Origin of the sequence: Bacillus cereus group sp. N8 (assembly GCF_016483685.1) — a bacterium.
Classification (GTDB): domain Bacteria; phylum Bacillota; class Bacilli; order Bacillales; family Bacillaceae_G; genus Bacillus_A; species Bacillus_A proteolyticus.
Window position 1 is genome coordinate 158,202 of the sequence record NZ_JAEHBK010000008.1, and the last position, 17,476, is coordinate 175,677.

Below are 17,476 nucleotides of genomic sequence, written 5' to 3' on the forward strand. Positions count from 1 at the left end.
TCATTTTAGGGAGCTGTCTGAACGTTTAGTATTACTTTCCCTGTACTTTGTCTACTTTCGACCCATTCATGTGCTTTCCCTGCGTCTTGAAGAGGAAAAGATTTCGTAGTATTAATTTGTAAACTTCCATCGCGTAAATAACGGAAAACTTGCTTCGCAGTTTCTTGGAGTGATTCAGGACGTTTTTTTCGTGTAGTGCCAAAGCTAAAACCGAGTATAGAACGGCAACTTGCGTGTAAATCTTTTGTTTGAAAATGACCAACTTCTCCGCTAGCATTGCCGAAATGGACGAGACGACCGTAATAAGCAAGGCATTTTAAACTTCTTTCTGACATAGTACCAGAAATAGAGTCTAAAATTACATTAACTCCTTCTCCGTTTGTCAGCTTATTAACTTTCTCTACAAAATCTTCATCTTGATGACAAATAACATAATCAGCACCAGCATCTAAAGCAATTTTTCTTTTTGCTTCACTTCCGACAGTCCCGATTACTTTTTTAGCCCCTAATAATTTTGCGAGTTGAATCGCGGTAGTACCAATTCCTCCAGCAGCTGCATGAATTAGAACAGATTCACCTTGTTGAAGTCTTGCAACATTTACAAGTAAATTGTAGCTTGTAAAAGATACGATAGGGCAAGCGGCTGCAGTCTGGAAATCAACTTCATCCGGTAATACGAAAGTAAGATTTTCATTTGCAACAACATATTCAGAGTAAGAACCATTTTGAGGAAAAGCTATGACTCGTTGGCCAGGATAAATGTTTTTCACATGAGAACCTACGTGTTCTACAATACCAGCTGCATCTATCCCTGGGATAAAAGGTAAGGCTTTGTTTCCTTTTTTGCCATAACGTGATTTAATATCGGCGAAATTAACACTAGTAGCAACAACGTGAATTAAAACTTGGTTATCTGAAAGTGTAGGAATATCCATGTCTGTATATTTCAACACTTCAGGACCACCGAATGAAGTTACAACGATAGCTTTCATATACATCCTCCTAAATTTGACTATATATATTATTTTAAATCTTCATTAGGAATTGGAAAATTATATAATTGTTATGCAAGGTTATAAGTGAAGCCTATGAAGTCATTAGATCATTATATTAATGTATATAAAAAACTTTTTTGAAAAATCGAACGAAATATCGTTTTCTTGCCAATATATAGTGTAAGACAAAGGAGGGATGGTACATGAAGGATGAAACAGTGTATACAGATTTAATCCAATTAACTTTATCAGGCAATAAAGAAGCGTATAGCGAATTGTATGATAAAACGATTCAAGAAATATATAAGACAGCACATTTTTTAATAGAAGACAAAGCAGATGTAGATGATGTCGTTCAAGAAATATACATACAGCTATATGAATCGCTTCGTAAATATGATAGCAAGAAGCCATTTAGACCTTGGCTCATTGGACTTGCGATTAAACAAATTCATTCTTATAGAAGAAAGAGGTGGATGCGACTGCGAATTGTAAAAAAAGCAGAAGAGCAAAGAAAGCCAGTGCAAATTGATTTTTCTAGCGATGTTGTAAGTAAAATATCAAATCAAAAATTAATCGAACTCATTCATAAGTTACCGTATAAATTGAAACAAGTTATTATCTTAAGATACTTACACGATTACTCTCAAGAAGAAGTAGCACAAATATTACATATTCCAATCGGTACAGTGAAGTCTAGAATTCATGCGGCATTAAAGAAACTACGCCAAAAAGAACAAGTAGAAGAAATCTTTTTAGGAGAGGTAGGGAATGTGAAATGAGCTTAGATTGTAGAGTTAGAGAATCTATACAAGAAGAAGCGAAGGGGATTGTAGCACCGCCGGAGTTAAAAGAAAAAGTAATCATTCAAATAAAAATGAAGCGCAGTGGAAGTAAAAGGAAGAAGCGCCTTATCGCAGAAGTGCTTGCAGCAGCATTTTTAATTCCGACAACGGGTTTTGCTTATCAATCTATTATGGCAGATGGTATATACGGGTCTTTTGAAAATTTAAAGAAGCATGCCGGAGCTATAACATTAGAAGGATACATGCGTTTTAATGCAAAGTTATCACAAGCGAAAGATGAAATGGGTGCGGAGGAATATGAAGAGTTTACAAAAGAACTAAAGAAATTAACAAATGCAAAGCTTGAGTACGGGGATTCGAACGGTAATATTGATTATGATCAATTATCACCAGCTAAAAAAGAAGAAATGAAAAAGGTAGAAATGGAACTTCAGCCGTATTTTGATAAATTAAATGGCCATAAATCTAGTAAAGAAGTATTAACTTCAGAAGAGTATGAACAATATATGGAAGCGTTAATGTCATATCAAACTGTATTAGTAAAAGCGAAATCGAGTGGTGGGATAACAGTAGAAGAAGTACCTGAAGCGTATAAAGAAAGGTTTATTAAAGCAGAACAGTTTATGGAGTATGTAGATGAAAAGGTGAGATAAGTAAAAAAGCTCATAGCTTAAGCTGTGAGCTTTTCTTATTGAAACGTAAATATATTAACCACCTATTCCTTTTGCTAGCAATAGGAAATATACAAATACTAATATTACGCCATTTAATGCAGTACCAACTATTCCGAATAACCAATTTTTTGATGCTATCGCAAAAATAATACCGAGTAATGAAAGTATGCCTAGAATCGCAATAATCAAAGTTAAATTTGCATTAGGTCCTCTTAAAATAAAGAAAGAACATATACTTGCGAGAAACATTAGACACGAAAATCCAAAAAATCTATACATAATAATTCTCCCTTGATTGAAATGTATTTTGACTTATTGCACGATTTTCTATAGTTTAACATAAATTTCCTAGTACATATTGAATATATAAACAATAAAAAACGAGTATAAAATCTACGTGATTTCATACTCGTTTTATTATTACTTAAATTTCCTTACCGCATGAATAGCTACTCTTACAAGGAGTATTGCACTTATAAATAAACCACCATAACCAACGACACTTGAAAATTGAACATTAGGTTCTTTTGCATACAAGTCAGGGGCAGAATTATCTTGATTTGCTTAATAAAGTGAAAGTGGGAAATTACTTAGTTATATTCCTTACTATTCCCCTTGTCTTTTTGTATCAAACAATCTAAAAGTGAGTAACCAGCTATTAAACTAATAATGGTAACGAAAGTCGTATTCACAAGAATAATATTAGCTAAATAAGGTAGGTATGAACCAACTGGTGAAAAGAGTAGAGCTGGGGAAAAGGAAATGAATAGCGTAGGCAATGTAATAGCGATAAATTTATCCGGCTGAAAGCTCCAGTTTTGTTTACTCGTTTCACGATTAATGGATTGAAGGAATCGTAATAAAATGCCAACTACAAGAGGGAAGAGTGTAAAGTAAAATAATCTTGGATAAACGTTAAAATTCACCTGCGCGTCTGTATCTAAATAAAATTGAATTTTCACTCCGACAAATAATAATAAGACGATAAATAATGTAAAGCAGAGGTATAGCATCACTTTTTGCATTGCATTCCACCATCCTTTACTCAAAATATATTCAAAAAAAGAAGAGATATACAATAACTACTGTTGTATATCTCTTCTTTTACTGTTAGTTAATAGTGGATTTGGATTTCTCTTGTTTCGTGAAATAATCAATAATGCCCATCGCGCTAATTTCTATATCCAGATGTAAAATATTATAAACGGAATGATCTGATGGGACGTTTAACTTTGTAAGATGAGAAGAGATTTTATCCATTAATACAGTTTGTAAAGCCTTAGTCGCTTCATCGAAGTCATTATACTGTTCAAAGACCTCTTTACCAGTATGGACGAAAATAGGTAACCAATGTTCAAGCTGGTTATATACTTCTGTAACATTTGATGAAGCGCCGTAATGACCGAAATAAATAGTGTCTACATTCATACTTTGAATGTGATTTTTAGAAGCAATCATCGCATCTGGCTGAAATTGTGAAGGAGACGTTGACGGTAGATATAACTCTACATTAAGATCTGCAAGTTCTCTATAATAAATTCCAATTGTATCGCCAGTAAAAATGCCGTTTGTTAATGAATCGTGAATGCTAATATGGTGTTTTGCATGTCCCGGTGTATCATAAAATGTAAGGATGCGGTCTTCTGCAATTTTTAATGTATTACCATGCTGTACAATACGAACACGTTCTTCTTTTATAGGAAGAATTGGATCAAAAAGTTTATCGAAATCTTCTTTGTACACAGCTTTTGCACCTAAAATAAGTTTTGTTGGATCAATCATATGACGAGCGCCGCGCGAATGTACATATAAAGTAGCGTTTGGGCACTTTTCCATCATTAGCCCTGCTGCGCCTGCATGATCTAAATGAACATGTGTAACAATGATATTTTTTACATCTTTTAAATCAATATGTAGTTGTTGTAAGCCGTCTAAAATATACGGAAGAGAAGGGGCTGCACAAGTTTCAATTAAAGTAATTTCGTCACCTAATAAAACGTACGTACCTGTTCGTTCAATATGTTGTAAGTCGTAATCATCAATAAGATATAGGTGAGAAGATAATTGTTCTACTTTTTTCATATTTACCACTCCTTATATACGGTATGTATCTATTATACGCTAACAATAGAAAAAGGCAGAAAACGAAAGCTCGTCTTCTGCCTTTTTCTATCGTTGTTATTTCGTTTGTTCTTTATTAATAGACATAACGAACAGTCCAACAATACCTCCAACTATTGGAAGCATAATTTCTCCTGCTAAATTAAAGTAGGAGCTTAAGAATAAACCATTTACATCGATTACCCAACCAGTAACATACAATAACATCATATATAGTACGAAATAAAACTCGCGATTTGAAATCGTTTCATGTTGTGCAGTTTTCATAATGAACACCATCCTTTTCTTTTATAATGGAAATACAAACTGTCACATTTTGTTCACAATTCAATTGTAAAACTTTCCATCATAAAAGTCTAGTATATTGTGTCGAATTTTCGAACGAAAATAAAGCGCTATCATTTTGGTGTATAAGTACGTAATAAGAGCTGTATATTCACGAATGTAGTATAGTATAAACATAGAATGATAGTGAAGAGAGGGGTAGGAACAATGACAGTTTATGATTTTTCAGCTAAAACAATAACAGGAGAAGATAAATCGTTAAAAGATTACGAAGGAAAAGCACTTCTTATTGTAAATGTAGCTAGCAAATGTGGTTTTACACCGCAATATAAAGGATTACAAGAAGTATATGATAAATATAAAGATCAAGGATTAGAAATACTAGGTTTCCCTTGTAATCAATTTGGAGGACAAGAACCGGGAACAGAAGCTGATATTACTAGTTTTTGTGAATTAAACTATGGTATAAACTTTCCTATGTTTGCAAAGGTTGATGTAAAAGGTGATAAAGCTCACCCTCTATATACATACATGACAGAACAAGCACCAGGTTTACTCGGTATGAAAGCAGTAAAATGGAACTTTACTAAGTTTCTAATTGGAAGAGATGGGAAAGTAGTAGGGCGTTTCGCACCGCAGACGAAGCCGGTGGATTTAGAGGTTGAGATTGAGAAGATACTTGGAGAATAACTAGGAGTTTCACTTTATTAAAAACGCCTCAAAGAACAATGCAGTTCTTTGAGGCGTTTTCTTTAAACCCACATTATCAAGATTAAATCACTCCATCGAAGTCATTTGATTTAGGCAGAGAAGCTGCTTTTTTCATAAGCACTTCCCATAAGTGTACGGATTTTTTCCATTCGGCTGCGGCCTGTTCCTTTTGATACATAGCGTTCTCATAACTGAAAGTAAGTTGTTGCATATCAGCCGAGTTGTAAAGTGTATCGATGTGGAGAGCGTATTCTCGGAATGTTTGACATTCACTCCGTGGTATGCCGATTCTCGCAAATTGTTTTAAAAGTGCGCCGTAAGCTTTTTGATAAACAGCATCATCTTTTCGATATTTATAGAAAAGAATAATAAAAAATGTAATCCACTTCATTCTAGTGGTGAAGAGAATGTATCCTATAATACTAAGCGGTATCATAGAGAGGAACACGTACCACCAAGAAAATCCATTTTTGGAATTTGTGATCTTTTTAGTAGAGGATTCATCTGTATTTTCTATTAAACTTTTGAGCTTTGCTTCATTGTTCCGCTCTTGCATTTGCGCGTTTTGAGAATTATTTTCTTCGTTATTTTGTGAAGTAGAAGCAGAAGGATTATTTATAAAGTTATAGGGATTGGTAAACCCTTTTGTTGGTTCGAATGGAATCCATCCGTATCCTGGAAAATATACTTCAACCCAAGAGTGTGCGTTATTGTTTTCGATTTTATAAACATTCTCACCTTCTGCATCAGCAATTGTAGTCTCAAGAGTTCCTTCTGTAAAGCCTTTTACCCAGCGAGCAGGAATCCCGGCAGAACGAAGTAACACGATCATAGAAGTCGAAAAATTATTACAGTAGCCGCTTTTTGTATCGAAAAGGAATTGATCTACATAATCTTGGTTTTTTGCAGGGAATAAGACATTCATTGTTTCGTATACAAAAGAATGGTCTGTGAAGTAATTTTCAATAGCCAATACTTTATCATATCGGTTGTCTTTATCATTTGTAAGATTGACAGCCAAGTCTTTTACTCGCTGCGGTAATGATTCGGGAAGTTGTGTGTACTTTGTCATGAAATAAGAACTTGTTTCATGACCTTCATTCGTTTTTACAGCTTTCAAATTTTCTATGGAAAACTCCGGGATTTCATATGTTACTTTATACGAATTTAAAGTAGTAGAAGAATCTCCGTGCATCGTATAGATTTTTTCTGAAAATGGGTCAACGCTGTATGATACATCGGGAGAAGCCTCAACCGATACTAATCCTGCTGGATAGGTAAGGTGAGGATAACTTTTTTGCATGGTGATTGTTGCTTCGGTTGTCTCCGTTTTTGTATTTTGTTCGTACCAACTCACGACGTCGTTTTTATTTTTAAAAGAAACCTTTTTCGGATTTTCAGAAACCTCCCAGCCTTTTCCTGTATAAAAATCTTTTGTTTCTACTCTCCAATATTGTTTGTTTTGCGTTTTTGCTGTAAAAACAATTGTATTATCCGCCTTAAAAGGACCACCTAATTGCGAGTCATCTAAACCATACCCAATTTTAGAAATTTCTTGTTCTTTACTTGCTTCGGATGTGTTGAATTTAAAAAAATTCATTGGGTTTGGCCATTGAGGGCCAAATTTTGGAGCGAAGTATGCGATGGTTGCTGACAATACAATAAATATTGTAAGAGGTCTAAGTAATTTTGAGATTGCTCTAGCATAATTTTGTAAGTGTTCAATCTCTTTTATTCGTTCTATTTGAAGAAGACTAAGCATAAAAAAGCCAATGACAACAGTACGAATAATAGCGTAGTTTGCATTGTATAAATGTAAGTTATGAAAAGTTGTGATATAAATAATAGTCAATACAAGAAATAACAACCCACGTTTTTTATGAATCATCCAAAAAGAGATGAAAGAACTCAAAAACCAAAATGATAAAAAAAATAATAGTGTTGGAAAAACTGGAGAAATATCTAGCAAATTCCCTTGGAAAAACAGGGAGGAATTTCGAGAAATATCAGAAAAAAATTTCGTTAGCCAAGATGGATTTATAAAAGCATTTTTATAATACAGGAAATGAATGATGAATAAGATCGTGACGATTTTTATAGGAATCTGCCATCTTGTTTGAAAAAAAGAGAGAGTGAAGCAAATTCCTATAAATATTACAAAAATATCTAATCTACCTACATTTGTAATACCTATAAGGGGTCTTAGCCATTCTAGTAAAAGTAGAAGTGCACATACATGCATGAAGAATCTATTCATATCCCACTGTTTTTTTGTTTGTAATGTTATCATTTGCTCACCTCAAAAAACACGTTTGTATACCGGTTTTCATAAACCGCATTTACAAATATTTTTCGTTTTTGTAGAGTTTCTAGTATACTTAGTTCTCGCTGTGAAAGTTGATTTGCTTTTTCTTTCACGACAAAAACCATTAATTTTCTATTTTTAATAGCTGCAAAGTCAGCCGCCTTTTGAATATCGGGAGAAAGAACGCTTGTCACGAGTATAATCGTTACGGGCTCATAAATTTTTCTTAATTCCATTTCTACGCTCTGGGAGAGCGGGAATACACTGTCTGCTTGTACTTTCGCTAAATGACAAAAGATTTGTTGTAACTGCGTATCTCCATTGTCTAAAGGGAAAAAAGTTCGTTCTTTTCCGACAGACACGAATGACGCTGGTGAATTTTGCTTCAAGACAGCCCTAACAATAGAGGCAGTAAACGTTACGACTGATTCGAATAAAGGAGATGGGGTTCTGTCCATGAATATCATAATATTATGGCTGCGCTGTTGTTCAAACTCTTTCGTCATAATATTGTTTGTTCGTGCAGTTGCTTTCCAATCAATCCATGAAAAGCGGTCACCAGGTTTATATTCTCTGACACCGACAGAGACTGTAGAGTCTTTTGCTAAATTTATATTTGCTGAAAGTGCCCCTTGTTCGAAATGATTTTCCAATTGTCGATACGTTATATCTACATACTGGGGATAGACTAAAAATGTATCTGGAACTGAAAAAGTTACTTCTTTCTCTATCACACCGAATAGATCGCCAGTTTTGACACGTACGTTTGAAAAAGTGTGCTCTCCTCTAGGGATTGTGTCAATAACATATTGAAACGAAATATTTCGTTTTAGTCCTGGAAAGAGTATTACTTTATTCATCTTCGTTTGTTTACAATTTGTAAATTGTGATGGCAGTTCATCTTCTATAACTAAATAAAGTAAGGGAAAAGGAAATTTTCTTTCTATTGTAAGAGTGCTTAAAAATTGTTCTCCTGCTGCATATTCGTTTTGGTTTGTTATTCGTTTTACTTCAGCGTCCCGTAAAGCGTAGAAGGGAAGTAGTAGTGAATAAAGGCAAATAGGAATCGTACTGTAAAACAAAAACCAACTTACAAATCCTCCTTGAAGCATAGCGTATACAAATGTTAAGACTAGGCATAAAGGTATTAGCAATAACTTCGTAACGTGATATAGCGCCCGTAGTAGTCGTTTCATCAAAGGTTCATCTTCCTTTGAGTTGGAACGGTAGTTCGTGCAACGATTTTGGCGATAACTTGTTCTCCTGTTATTCCTTCAAATCTTGCTTCCATTTTTAGAATGAGTCTGTGAGCTAACACGTAAGGAGCTAAAAATTTAACATCGTCTGGAATAACATAATTTCTGCCATGGATGAATGCATAAGCTTGTGAAGCTTTCATTAAAGCAATTGAGCCGCGTGGACTTGCACCTAGCTGTATAGAACTATAAGAACGAGTCTGACTAACAAGCTTTACAATGTAATGCTTGATTGCTTTGTCCATGTTTATATCCCGTACGCTTTGTTGTAAATAAAGTAATTCTTTTATTGTAGTAATAGCTTGTAAATGAGAGAGTGGATTTGTTTTTTCCATCCGGTTTAAAATTTCAAATTCTTCTTCTGGTGTAGGATATCCCATTCTTAGCTTCAGCAAGAAACGATCGAGCTGAGCTTCTGGTAAAGGGTATGTTCCCTCATATTCGACCGGATTTTGTGTAGCCATTACAAAGAACGGTTTTGGTAACGGTCTTGTAATGCCATCTATTGTGATATTGCCTTCTTCCATACTTTCAAGTAAGGCAGATTGTGTCTTTGGAGATGTACGATTAATTTCATCAGCAAGTATAAAATTCCCCATAATTGGTCCAGGCTTGAACTCAAATTGGAGCTCTTTTGGATTATAAATAGAAACACCTGTTACATCTGACGGCAGTAAATCAGGTGTGAATTGAATTCGCTTGTAATCGGCATCAATTGATTTAGAAAGAGTGCGTACTAACATTGTTTTCCCGACACCGGGAACATCTTCTAATAGTACATGACCTTCAGCTAAGAGAGCTGTTAAGGCTAAGATCGTTTCTTTTCGTTTCCCGACCATTAATTTTTCAATATTGTTGATTATTTTTTCTACAATAGGATGTAATGAATCAAGCTGGGGCATTGTAATCCTCCTAATTTTATTATCGTTTTCTAATCTATTTAGTGGACAATAGAATTTATCCCTCTATTTGCGGGTAGTAAAACTCTCATCTTAAATTCCGAGAATATTCAGATTATTTATTTCGATTACAACTAGTATAATTGTTTCCATAACTAAGGGCAATACAGTAAATAATGATTTGTAGTTTTATATAAAATATGTCTTGATATAAAATAGTAGCGTTGAAGAAAAATAAATTCCTTACGTACAATAAAACAATAGGATAATCGGTGTCAGAAGGTGACAAATATTTATTATTTATATATAATCATGGGTTATCGAGAGTATTGTCGGTAAAGAAGGGGAGGGAGGGAAGGAAAGGATGACCTTGGTAACCAAAATAAATAGCGTAGAAATCCCTACGCGTAAAGGTTAGATACATATATCATATGTCTTGTGATTAAAATTTATATGAAATAATAAATAAAGCCGACTGCATGTAGAGGCCAGCCACTTAAATTATTACAATTCTTTATTTTTCTCTTTTTTTAATTCTTTTCGTTTAGCTAACCAAATATGAATTAATTCTACCAATTCCATTGTTTCTATCTCACAATATTCACCTTTACCATCTTCGGCTAAATTGTCTAGCACAGTAGTTGTGTCGTTCCGAATTTCTAAACCGCAAATGTTGCCATTTACTACTCCGTAATTTTTTTCTCCGTTTAAAACACTATGTATTTCTTCTAAAATCCAATCTCCAAAAGCAGAAACTTCAACTCCTAAAAAAGTTTCAACAAGTTTAATTTCTTGAGGAAGTCTCATAACTAAATCTCTATTGTTAAGTACTTCAAAACTATATGGATATTTCATTACTATTCTACTCCTTTATACTAGCATCACTCTTGTCCTATTTAAATTATAGAAAAAGTAGATTATTATGAAACTCATCTACCCAATAATTCTCTGATTCAGGTATTAATGCAGTGAAATCTTCATATTTACCTATCCAATCTTTTGGTACATATTCTTCGTATGATGCTGGTTCCGGAAACATCGAATATAGTATTGTATCATCAAAGTTAATTAATAACACTGGACTGAAATCTAATAGATCTTCTCCTGCATTTTTACTTTTAATATTTTCAAGTAATAAATAATTTAATTCCTCTTTAGTTACGTTATATTTATTAATCCTTTGTAAAAACACCTCTATATTTTCATTATCTAATACTTTTATTCCATTTCTTTCTTCCGTTTCGTAATTATCTTCAGTGCTTACACCTAAATTTTTATATGCATTATCTAATTTATTATAATCTAAAAACCATAGTTCTTTATCTGTTACATACCATCTAAATTCATTATTATATATGACGGCTACTACAATGTTTTCTGCATAAAGTGGTTCTAATATCATAATATCCTCCTTTTATTATAACTTTATAATCCTGCCATTCCTGGCGTTGTTGGGTCAACTATTTTCAGGACAGTTGCCCTTGGTTTAGTGGATATAAAGTATTGCATTTTCATTTATAAACTGATCTAACGATTTAAGTATATCAAATTTAACAGTCAGTGAAGGATGTGAACCCCACAATGATTAGATTTTCATTTTTTTATATTTTCACTGGAATTTATGACAATCTCTTGAACTGTGCGAAATGTCACATCTGTATTTTACAACCTCTCTTATAGTAAGGGTATGAAAGAGAGACGTATTAAAGGAGTGAACATGATGAAGAAGAAACCTTCAGCACTAATGAGACGTTTAAAATATTTTTCACCAATAGATCGTTATAACGATAATCATACACAAGAAACATATGAAGATCGCGAATGGGAGAATGTGTACAGAAAGCGTTGGCAGCATGATAAAGTAATTCGTTCTACACACGGCGTGAACTGCACTGGTTCATGTAGTTGGAACATTTATGTGAAAGATGGAATTGTAACTTGGGAAGGACAAGAGCTTAATTATCCAACGACAGGTCCTGATATGCCTGATTTTGAACCACGAGGATGTCCGCGTGGAGCGAGTTTTTCTTGGTACATTTATAGTCCACTTCGTGTGAAATATCCTTATGTACGTGGTGTTCTTTGGAGTATGTGGCAAGAGGAATTACAAAATAATGATTCACCACTAGATGCTTGGAAAAGCATTGTGGAAAACCCTGAAAAAGCACGTAAGTATAAGCAGGCGCGTGGTAAAGGTGGATTTATTCGTGCGAATTGGGATGAAGTATTACAACTCGTTTCTGCTTCGTTACTTTACACAATAATTAAATACGGCCCAGACCGAAATGTTGGTTTTTCACCAATTCCAGCTATGTCGATGTTAAGTCATGCAGCTGGTAGCCGCTTTATGCAACTTATGGGTGGACCGATGCTTAGTTTCTATGATTGGTACGCGGATTTACCACCAGCTTCTCCGCAAATTTGGGGTGATCAAACAGATGTACCAGAAAGTAGTGACTGGTATAACTCTGGTTACATTATGACGTGGGGTTCAAATGTACCGATGACGAGAACGCCAGATGCACACTTTTTAGCCGAAGTTCGATATAAGGGAACGAAAGTTGTTTCTGTAAGTCCTGACTTCGCCGAGTCTACTAAGTTTGCGGATGATTGGATTAGTGTGAAACAAGGTACAGACGGTGCACTTGCGATGGCAATGGGGCATGTGATCTTACAAGAATTTTACGTAGATAATCAAGTGGAATACTTCACAAAGTATGCGAAGCAATATACTGATTTTCCTTTCTTTGTCACATTGAAACAAAAAGGAGATCAATTCGTCGCTGATCGTTTCTTAAATGCTACTGATATTGGACGTGAAACAAAGTTAGGAGAATGGAAGCCTGTTCTTTGGAACGAGAACACGAAAGATTTTGCAACACCTCACGGCACAATGGGATCACGTTGGGATAATGAAAAGAAATGGAACTTACGTTTAGAAGATGAACAAACAGGTGAAAAGATTGATCCACGTCTTTCTTTACTTGGAATGGAAGATGCGGTTGGAACGGTACAAATTCCGTACTTCTCTGATGATGGAAACAAAGTATTGGAACGTACAATTCCAGTGAAAAAAGTTATGACAGAAGAAGGCGAAGTGTTCGTTACAACTGTGTATGACTTAACGTTAGCAAATTACGGCGTGAACCGAGGGCTCGGCGGACAAGAACCGAAAGACTTCAATGATGATGTACCGTTTACACCTGCATGGCAAGAGAAAATGACAGGAGTGAAACGAGAGCTTATTATTCAAATCGCTCGTGAGTTCGCACAAAATGCTGTTGATACGAATGGTCGCTCGATGATTATTGTAGGGGCCGGTATTAACCATTGGTTTAACTCTGATACGATTTATCGCGCTGTTTTAAATCTTGTTCTTCTCGTTGGCGCACAAGGTATAAACGGCGGTGGTTGGGCACATTATGTTGGGCAAGAAAAGTTACGACCAGCAGAAGGATGGCAAACAATCGCGATGGCAAAAGATTGGCAAGGGCCACCAAAATTACAAAACGGAACATCTTTCTTCTATTTCGTAACAGATCAATGGCGTTATGAAGATACACCGGTTGGACATTTAGCATCACCAATTGAGGGTAACTCTCGTTATCAACATCACGGTGATTACAATGTATTAGCAGCACGACTTGGCTGGTTACCTTCCTATCCAACATTCGAGAAAAATGGAATTGAATTATATAAAGAAGCTGTTGCTGCTGGGGCAACAACACAAGAAGAAATTGGAAAATACGTTGCGAAAAAATTAAAAGAAAAAGAACTGAAATTTGCGATTGAAGATCCAGATAATAAAAATAACTTCCCGCGCAACTTATTCGTATGGCGTGCCAACTTAATTTCAAGTTCTGGTAAAGGACACGAATATTTCTTAAAACATTTATTAGGTACAACAAATGGATTAATGAATGACGATAGTGATTCGTTGCGACCAGAAGAAATTAAGTGGCATGAAGAAGCGCCAGAAGGGAAGCTTGATTTACTCATTAATTTAGATTTCCGTATGGCTGGAACAGCGCTTTATTCTGATATCGTCTTACCTGCTTCAACTTGGTATGAAAAACATGATTTGAGTAGTACAGATATGCATCCATTTGTGCATCCATTTAATCCAGCAATCGGTTCACCGTGGGAAGCACGCTCTGACTGGGATATTTTCACCACTCTTTCTAAAGCTGTGTCAGATTTAGCGAAGAAAATCGATCTTGAGCCAATGAAAGAAGTCGTTGCAACACCACTTCTTCACGATACACCGCAAGAATTAGCACAACCACTTGGCAAGATTAAAGATTGGAGCAAAGGCGAGTGTGAACCAATCCCAGGTAAAACAATGCCGCAAATTCATGTTGTCGAAAGGGATTATAAAACGATTTATGACAAAATGACAGCCCTTGGGCCAAATGCCGGGAAACAACCGATTGGTACGAAAGGGATTTCTTGGTCAGCAGAAAAAGAATATGAGCAATTAAAGAGTCGATTAGGCATTATTCGAACGGATTCTATTGCGAAAGGATGCCCAGATATAAAAGAAGCAATCAATGCTGCTGAGGCAGTATTAACACTTTCTTCTACAACAAATGGTCATATGGCTGTAAAAGCATGGGAAGCACTTGAAAAACAAACGGATTTAAAACTACGTGATTTAGCAGAAGAACGTGAAGAAGAATGCTTCACATTCGAACAAATTACAGCACAGCCTAAAACAGTAATTACTTCTCCAGCCTTTACAGGTTCTGAAAAAGGTGGACGCCGTTACTCACCATTTACAACAAATGTGGAACGTCTTATCCCTTGGAGAACGATAACTGGTCGACAATCTTTCTACTTAGATCATGACATGATGAAAGAATTTGGTGAAACGATGGCAACATTCAAACCAATTCTGCAACATAAACCGTTTCGTAAATCACGCCCTGAAGTAGAGGGGAAAGAAATTACACTAAACTATTTAACACCGCATAATAAATGGTCAATTCATAGTATGTACTTCGATTCATTGCCGATGTTAACGCTGTTTAGAGGCGGCCCAACGGTTTGGATGAATAAAGATGATGCGAATGAAGCTGGTGTTGCTGATAATGATTGGATCGAGTGCTTTAACCGTAACGGTGTTGTTGTAGCACGTGCTGTTGTAACGCACCGTATACCGAGAGGAATGGCGTTTATGCATCATGCGCAAGATCGCCACATTAACGTGCCTGGTACGAAATTAACAAGCACCCGCGGGGGAACGCATAATAGTCCAACACGTATTCATGTTAAACCAACACATATGATTGGTGGATATGGCCAATTAAGCTATGGATTTAACTACTATGGTCCGACTGGGAACCAGCGTGACTTAAATGTCGTAATCCGTAAACTGAAGGAGGTAGATTGGCTTGAAGATTAAAGCACAAGTCGGAATGGTAATGAACCTAGATAAATGCATCGGCTGCCATACTTGTAGTGTAACGTGCAAAAACACCTGGACAAATCGTCCAGGTGCTGAATATATGTATTTCAATAACGTAGAAACGAAACCTGGAATTGGTTATCCAAAACAATGGGAAGATCAGGAGAAATACAAAGGCGGCTGGGAATTGAAAAATGGTGAAATTCAGCTGAAATCCGGTTCGAAAATGAAGCGTCTTATGAATATTTTCCACAATCCAGATCAACCAACAATTGATGATTACTTTGAACCTTGGAACTATGATTATGAAACATTAACAAATAGCCCGCAGCGTAAGCATCAACCAGTTGCTCGTCCGAAATCAGCAATTACAGGCGAATTTATCGACAAAATTGAATGGGGTCCAAACTGGGAAGATGATTTAGCGGGCGGACATATAACAGGATTACAAGATCCGAACGTAAAGAAAATGGAAGAAGAAATTAAAACGGATTTTGAGAATGTCTTTATGATGTATTTACCACGCATATGCGAACATTGTATGAATCCATCTTGCGTATCATCTTGTCCATCTGGTGCGATGTATAAACGTGAAGAAGATGGGATTGTTCTTGTGGATCAAAATGCATGTCGTGCTTGGAGATTCTGCGTATCATCTTGTCCATATAAAAAAGTGTATTTTAACTGGCAAACGAATAAAGCAGAAAAATGTACAATGTGTTTCCCACGTATTGAAGCTGGTATGCCAACGATTTGTTCGGAAACATGTGTAGGACGTATTCGATATATTGGGGTAATGCTATATGACGCTGATAAAGTGAAAGAAGCAGCTTCTGTTGAAGATGAAAAAGATTTATATGAATCTCAGCTTACAGTTTTCCTAGATCCAAATGATCCAGAAGTAGCAGCTGAAGCGAAAAAACAAGGTATTCCTGAAGAGTGGATTAAAGCGGCACAAGAGTCGCCAATCTATAAAATGATTATCGATTGGAAAATCGCTCTACCTCTTCATCCAGAGTACCGCACAATGCCAATGGTTTGGTATATCCCGCCGCTTAGCCCAATTATGAATATGGTGGAAGGGAAAGGAAGTAACTGGCAAGCAGAAGAGATTTTCCCTGCTATCGATAATATGCGTATTCCAATTCAATATTTAGCGAATTTACTCACTGCAGGAGATGAATCACATATTCGTCTTACATTGAAAAAAATGGCTGTCATGCGAACGCATATGAGAGCACTGCAAATTAATAAAGAACCAAATGAAGCCGTATTAAAAGAACTTGGTTTAACGAAACAGGATGTAGAAGATATGTATCGTCTTCTTGCTATCGCAAAATATAAAGATCGCTTCGTCATCCCGACTTCACACCGCGAACAAGTTGCAGATTTATATAGCGAACAAGGAAGCTGTGGCCTTTCCTTCACAGGTGGCCCAGGCTCTTGTATGACAATTTCTTAAATAAAGGGGGCAGAAAATCATGAAACAAAGTTTACAAACTGCTTTTTCTTGTTCTTCTTTTCTTCTCTCCTATCCGGAACTTGGGTGGGGAGAAGCTTTAACTGAATTACAAGAAGAGATTGAAGCGATTGAACAGAAAGACGTTAAAGTAGCACTTACAGCATTTATTAAACAAGCACTAGATAAAACGAATGATCAATTAATTGATTGTTACGTATATACATTCGATTTTGGTAAAAAGACAAATATGTATTTAACTTATATGAACACCGGTGAACAAAGAGAAAGAGGTATTGAATTATTAGAGTTAAAACAGCATTATAAAAAATCTGGTTTTGAAGTAACAGATAAAGAACTACCTGATTATTTACCGCTATTACTTGAGTTTTTTGCAAATGCAAATGAGCAAGATAGTGAGCCAATTATGAGTAAATACAAGGAAAATATACAAGCATTGCACGTTCAATTAAAAGAAGCTGATAGTATGTATGAACCAATTCTTGCAGCTATACTCCTCGCTATCGATACATGGGGTGTACAGACAAATTAGAAAGG

The 17,476-nt window shown here is 35.7% G+C and carries 16 protein-coding genes; 6 read left to right on the forward strand and 10 right to left on the reverse strand.

The window, feature by feature from the left end; translation table 11 throughout:
• Positions 1-5: 5 nt before the first annotated feature.
• On the reverse strand, positions 6-992 hold the full coding sequence (locus JDS80_RS14845; protein WP_199638994.1) for a quinone oxidoreductase family protein: 987 nt from the start codon (positions 990-992) through the stop codon (positions 6-8).
• A 206-nt stretch (positions 993-1,198) separates the two neighbouring features.
• On the opposite strand from JDS80_RS14845, the gene JDS80_RS14850 reads away from it, so the two are divergent.
• Together JDS80_RS14850 and JDS80_RS14855 are read left to right on the forward strand one after the other, a co-directional pair.
• Positions 1,199-1,777, forward strand: coding sequence for a sigma-70 family RNA polymerase sigma factor (locus JDS80_RS14850; protein ID WP_098890075.1), 579 nt, complete (start codon positions 1,199-1,201; stop codon positions 1,775-1,777).
• Positions 1,774-2,454 (forward strand): DUF3600 domain-containing protein, encoded by a 681-nt coding sequence (locus JDS80_RS14855; protein WP_199638996.1) that lies wholly within the window; start codon positions 1,774-1,776, stop codon positions 2,452-2,454. Before JDS80_RS14850 ends, JDS80_RS14855 begins: the two co-directional genes overlap by 4 nt.
• A 54-nt stretch (positions 2,455-2,508) precedes the next feature.
• Here JDS80_RS14855 and JDS80_RS14860 read toward each other — a convergent pair whose 3' ends face one another.
• The 4 genes from JDS80_RS14860 to JDS80_RS14880 form a co-directional block, all read right to left on the reverse strand.
• A complete protein-coding gene (locus tag JDS80_RS14860; RefSeq protein ID WP_002118769.1) occupies positions 2,509-2,754 on the reverse strand; it encodes a hypothetical protein in 246 nt (81 codons plus the stop codon).
• Between the two features lie 311 nt (positions 2,755-3,065).
• Entirely contained in the window at positions 3,066-3,500 is a 435-nt protein-coding gene (locus JDS80_RS14870; RefSeq protein ID WP_098890077.1) for a hypothetical protein, read from the reverse strand.
• Between the two features lie 85 nt (positions 3,501-3,585).
• Positions 3,586-4,557, reverse strand: a complete 972-nt coding sequence (locus tag JDS80_RS14875; protein WP_142347573.1) for an MBL fold metallo-hydrolase — start codon at positions 4,555-4,557, stop codon at positions 3,586-3,588.
• 96 nt (positions 4,558-4,653) lie between these two features.
• Entirely contained in the window at positions 4,654-4,863 is a 210-nt protein-coding gene (locus JDS80_RS14880; protein WP_000844980.1) for a DUF3925 domain-containing protein, read from the reverse strand.
• Between the two features lie 225 nt (positions 4,864-5,088).
• Between JDS80_RS14880 and bsaA the strand changes: the two genes are divergently transcribed.
• Positions 5,089-5,571, forward strand: coding sequence for a glutathione peroxidase (gene bsaA, locus JDS80_RS14885; protein WP_098890079.1), 483 nt, complete (start codon positions 5,089-5,091; stop codon positions 5,569-5,571).
• A gap of 82 nt (positions 5,572-5,653) precedes the next feature.
• Here the strand turns inward: bsaA and JDS80_RS14890 are convergent, their stop codons facing one another.
• The 5 genes from JDS80_RS14890 to JDS80_RS14910 all read right to left on the reverse strand — a co-directional run bounded on the left by JDS80_RS14890 (position 5,654) and on the right by JDS80_RS14910 (position 11,454).
• Positions 5,654-7,882, reverse strand: coding sequence for a transglutaminase TgpA family protein (locus JDS80_RS14890; RefSeq protein WP_199638998.1), 2,229 nt, complete (start codon positions 7,880-7,882; stop codon positions 5,654-5,656).
• Positions 7,879-9,093: a DUF58 domain-containing protein gene (locus JDS80_RS14895; protein WP_098890081.1), complete on the reverse strand. Its 1,215-nt coding sequence runs from the start codon at positions 9,091-9,093 to the stop codon at positions 7,879-7,881. The genes JDS80_RS14890 and JDS80_RS14895 overlap by 4 nt, the downstream gene beginning before the upstream one ends.
• Positions 9,093-10,055, reverse strand: coding sequence for an AAA family ATPase (locus JDS80_RS14900; RefSeq protein WP_098890082.1), 963 nt, complete (start codon positions 10,053-10,055; stop codon positions 9,093-9,095). The genes JDS80_RS14895 and JDS80_RS14900 overlap by 1 nt, the downstream gene beginning before the upstream one ends.
• Before the next feature lie 501 nt (positions 10,056-10,556).
• On the reverse strand, positions 10,557-10,907 hold the full coding sequence (locus tag JDS80_RS14905; RefSeq protein ID WP_002118790.1) for a hypothetical protein: 351 nt from the start codon (positions 10,905-10,907) through the stop codon (positions 10,557-10,559).
• Between the two features lie 46 nt (positions 10,908-10,953).
• Positions 10,954-11,454, reverse strand: a complete 501-nt coding sequence (locus tag JDS80_RS14910; RefSeq protein WP_199639000.1) for a hypothetical protein — start codon at positions 11,452-11,454, stop codon at positions 10,954-10,956.
• A 315-nt stretch (positions 11,455-11,769) separates the two neighbouring features.
• Here JDS80_RS14910 and JDS80_RS14915 point away from each other — a divergent pair, with 315 nt between their 5' ends.
• From JDS80_RS14915 to narJ, 3 genes are read left to right on the forward strand one after another with little or no spacing between them, the layout of a single operon-like run.
• Complete coding sequence (locus tag JDS80_RS14915; RefSeq protein ID WP_180237392.1) at positions 11,770-15,456, forward strand: nitrate reductase subunit alpha; 3,687 nt, start codon at positions 11,770-11,772, stop codon at positions 15,454-15,456.
• On the forward strand, positions 15,446-16,921 hold the full coding sequence (narH, locus tag JDS80_RS14920) for a nitrate reductase subunit beta (RefSeq protein ID WP_193410915.1): 1,476 nt from the start codon (positions 15,446-15,448) through the stop codon (positions 16,919-16,921). Before JDS80_RS14915 ends, narH begins: the two co-directional genes overlap by 11 nt.
• Before the next feature lie 19 nt (positions 16,922-16,940).
• Positions 16,941-17,471 carry a nitrate reductase molybdenum cofactor assembly chaperone gene (gene narJ / locus JDS80_RS14925; protein ID WP_199639002.1) on the forward strand — a complete coding sequence of 177 codons (531 nt, stop codon included), beginning with the start codon at positions 16,941-16,943 and terminating at the stop codon, positions 17,469-17,471.
• Positions 17,472-17,476: the final 5 nt, after the last annotated feature.

Excerpts from the sequence above, each read along its gene's own strand:
- JDS80_RS14845 (WP_199638994.1), bottom strand. The coding sequence starts at position 992 with ATGAAAGCTATCGTTGTAACTTCATTCGGTGGTCCTGAAGTGTTGAAA.
- JDS80_RS14880 (WP_000844980.1), bottom strand. The coding sequence starts at position 4,863 with ATGAAAACTGCACAACATGAAACGATTTCAAATCGCGAGTTTTATTTC.
- JDS80_RS14895 (WP_098890081.1), bottom strand. The coding sequence starts at position 9,093 with ATGAAACGACTACTACGGGCGCTATATCACGTTACGAAGTTATTGCTA.
- JDS80_RS14870 (WP_098890077.1), bottom strand. The coding sequence starts at position 3,500 with ATGCAAAAAGTGATGCTATACCTCTGCTTTACATTATTTATCGTCTTA.
- JDS80_RS14905 (WP_002118790.1), bottom strand. The coding sequence starts at position 10,907 with ATGAAATATCCATATAGTTTTGAAGTACTTAACAATAGAGATTTAGTT.
- JDS80_RS14915 (WP_180237392.1), top strand. The coding sequence starts at position 11,770 with ATGATGAAGAAGAAACCTTCAGCACTAATGAGACGTTTAAAATATTTT.
- bsaA (WP_098890079.1), top strand. The coding sequence starts at position 5,089 with ATGACAGTTTATGATTTTTCAGCTAAAACAATAACAGGAGAAGATAAA.
- JDS80_RS14875 (WP_142347573.1), bottom strand. The coding sequence starts at position 4,557 with ATGAAAAAAGTAGAACAATTATCTTCTCACCTATATCTTATTGATGAT.
- JDS80_RS14860 (WP_002118769.1), bottom strand. The coding sequence starts at position 2,754 with ATGTATAGATTTTTTGGATTTTCGTGTCTAATGTTTCTCGCAAGTATA.
- JDS80_RS14850 (WP_098890075.1), top strand. The coding sequence starts at position 1,199 with ATGAAGGATGAAACAGTGTATACAGATTTAATCCAATTAACTTTATCA.
- JDS80_RS14890 (WP_199638998.1), bottom strand. The coding sequence starts at position 7,882 with ATGATAACATTACAAACAAAAAAACAGTGGGATATGAATAGATTCTTC.
- JDS80_RS14855 (WP_199638996.1), top strand. The coding sequence starts at position 1,774 with ATGAGCTTAGATTGTAGAGTTAGAGAATCTATACAAGAAGAAGCGAAG.
- JDS80_RS14910 (WP_199639000.1), bottom strand. The coding sequence starts at position 11,454 with ATGATATTAGAACCACTTTATGCAGAAAACATTGTAGTAGCCGTCATA.
- narJ (WP_199639002.1), top strand. The coding sequence starts at position 16,941 with ATGAAACAAAGTTTACAAACTGCTTTTTCTTGTTCTTCTTTTCTTCTC.
- JDS80_RS14900 (WP_098890082.1), bottom strand. The coding sequence starts at position 10,055 with ATGCCCCAGCTTGATTCATTACATCCTATTGTAGAAAAAATAATCAAC.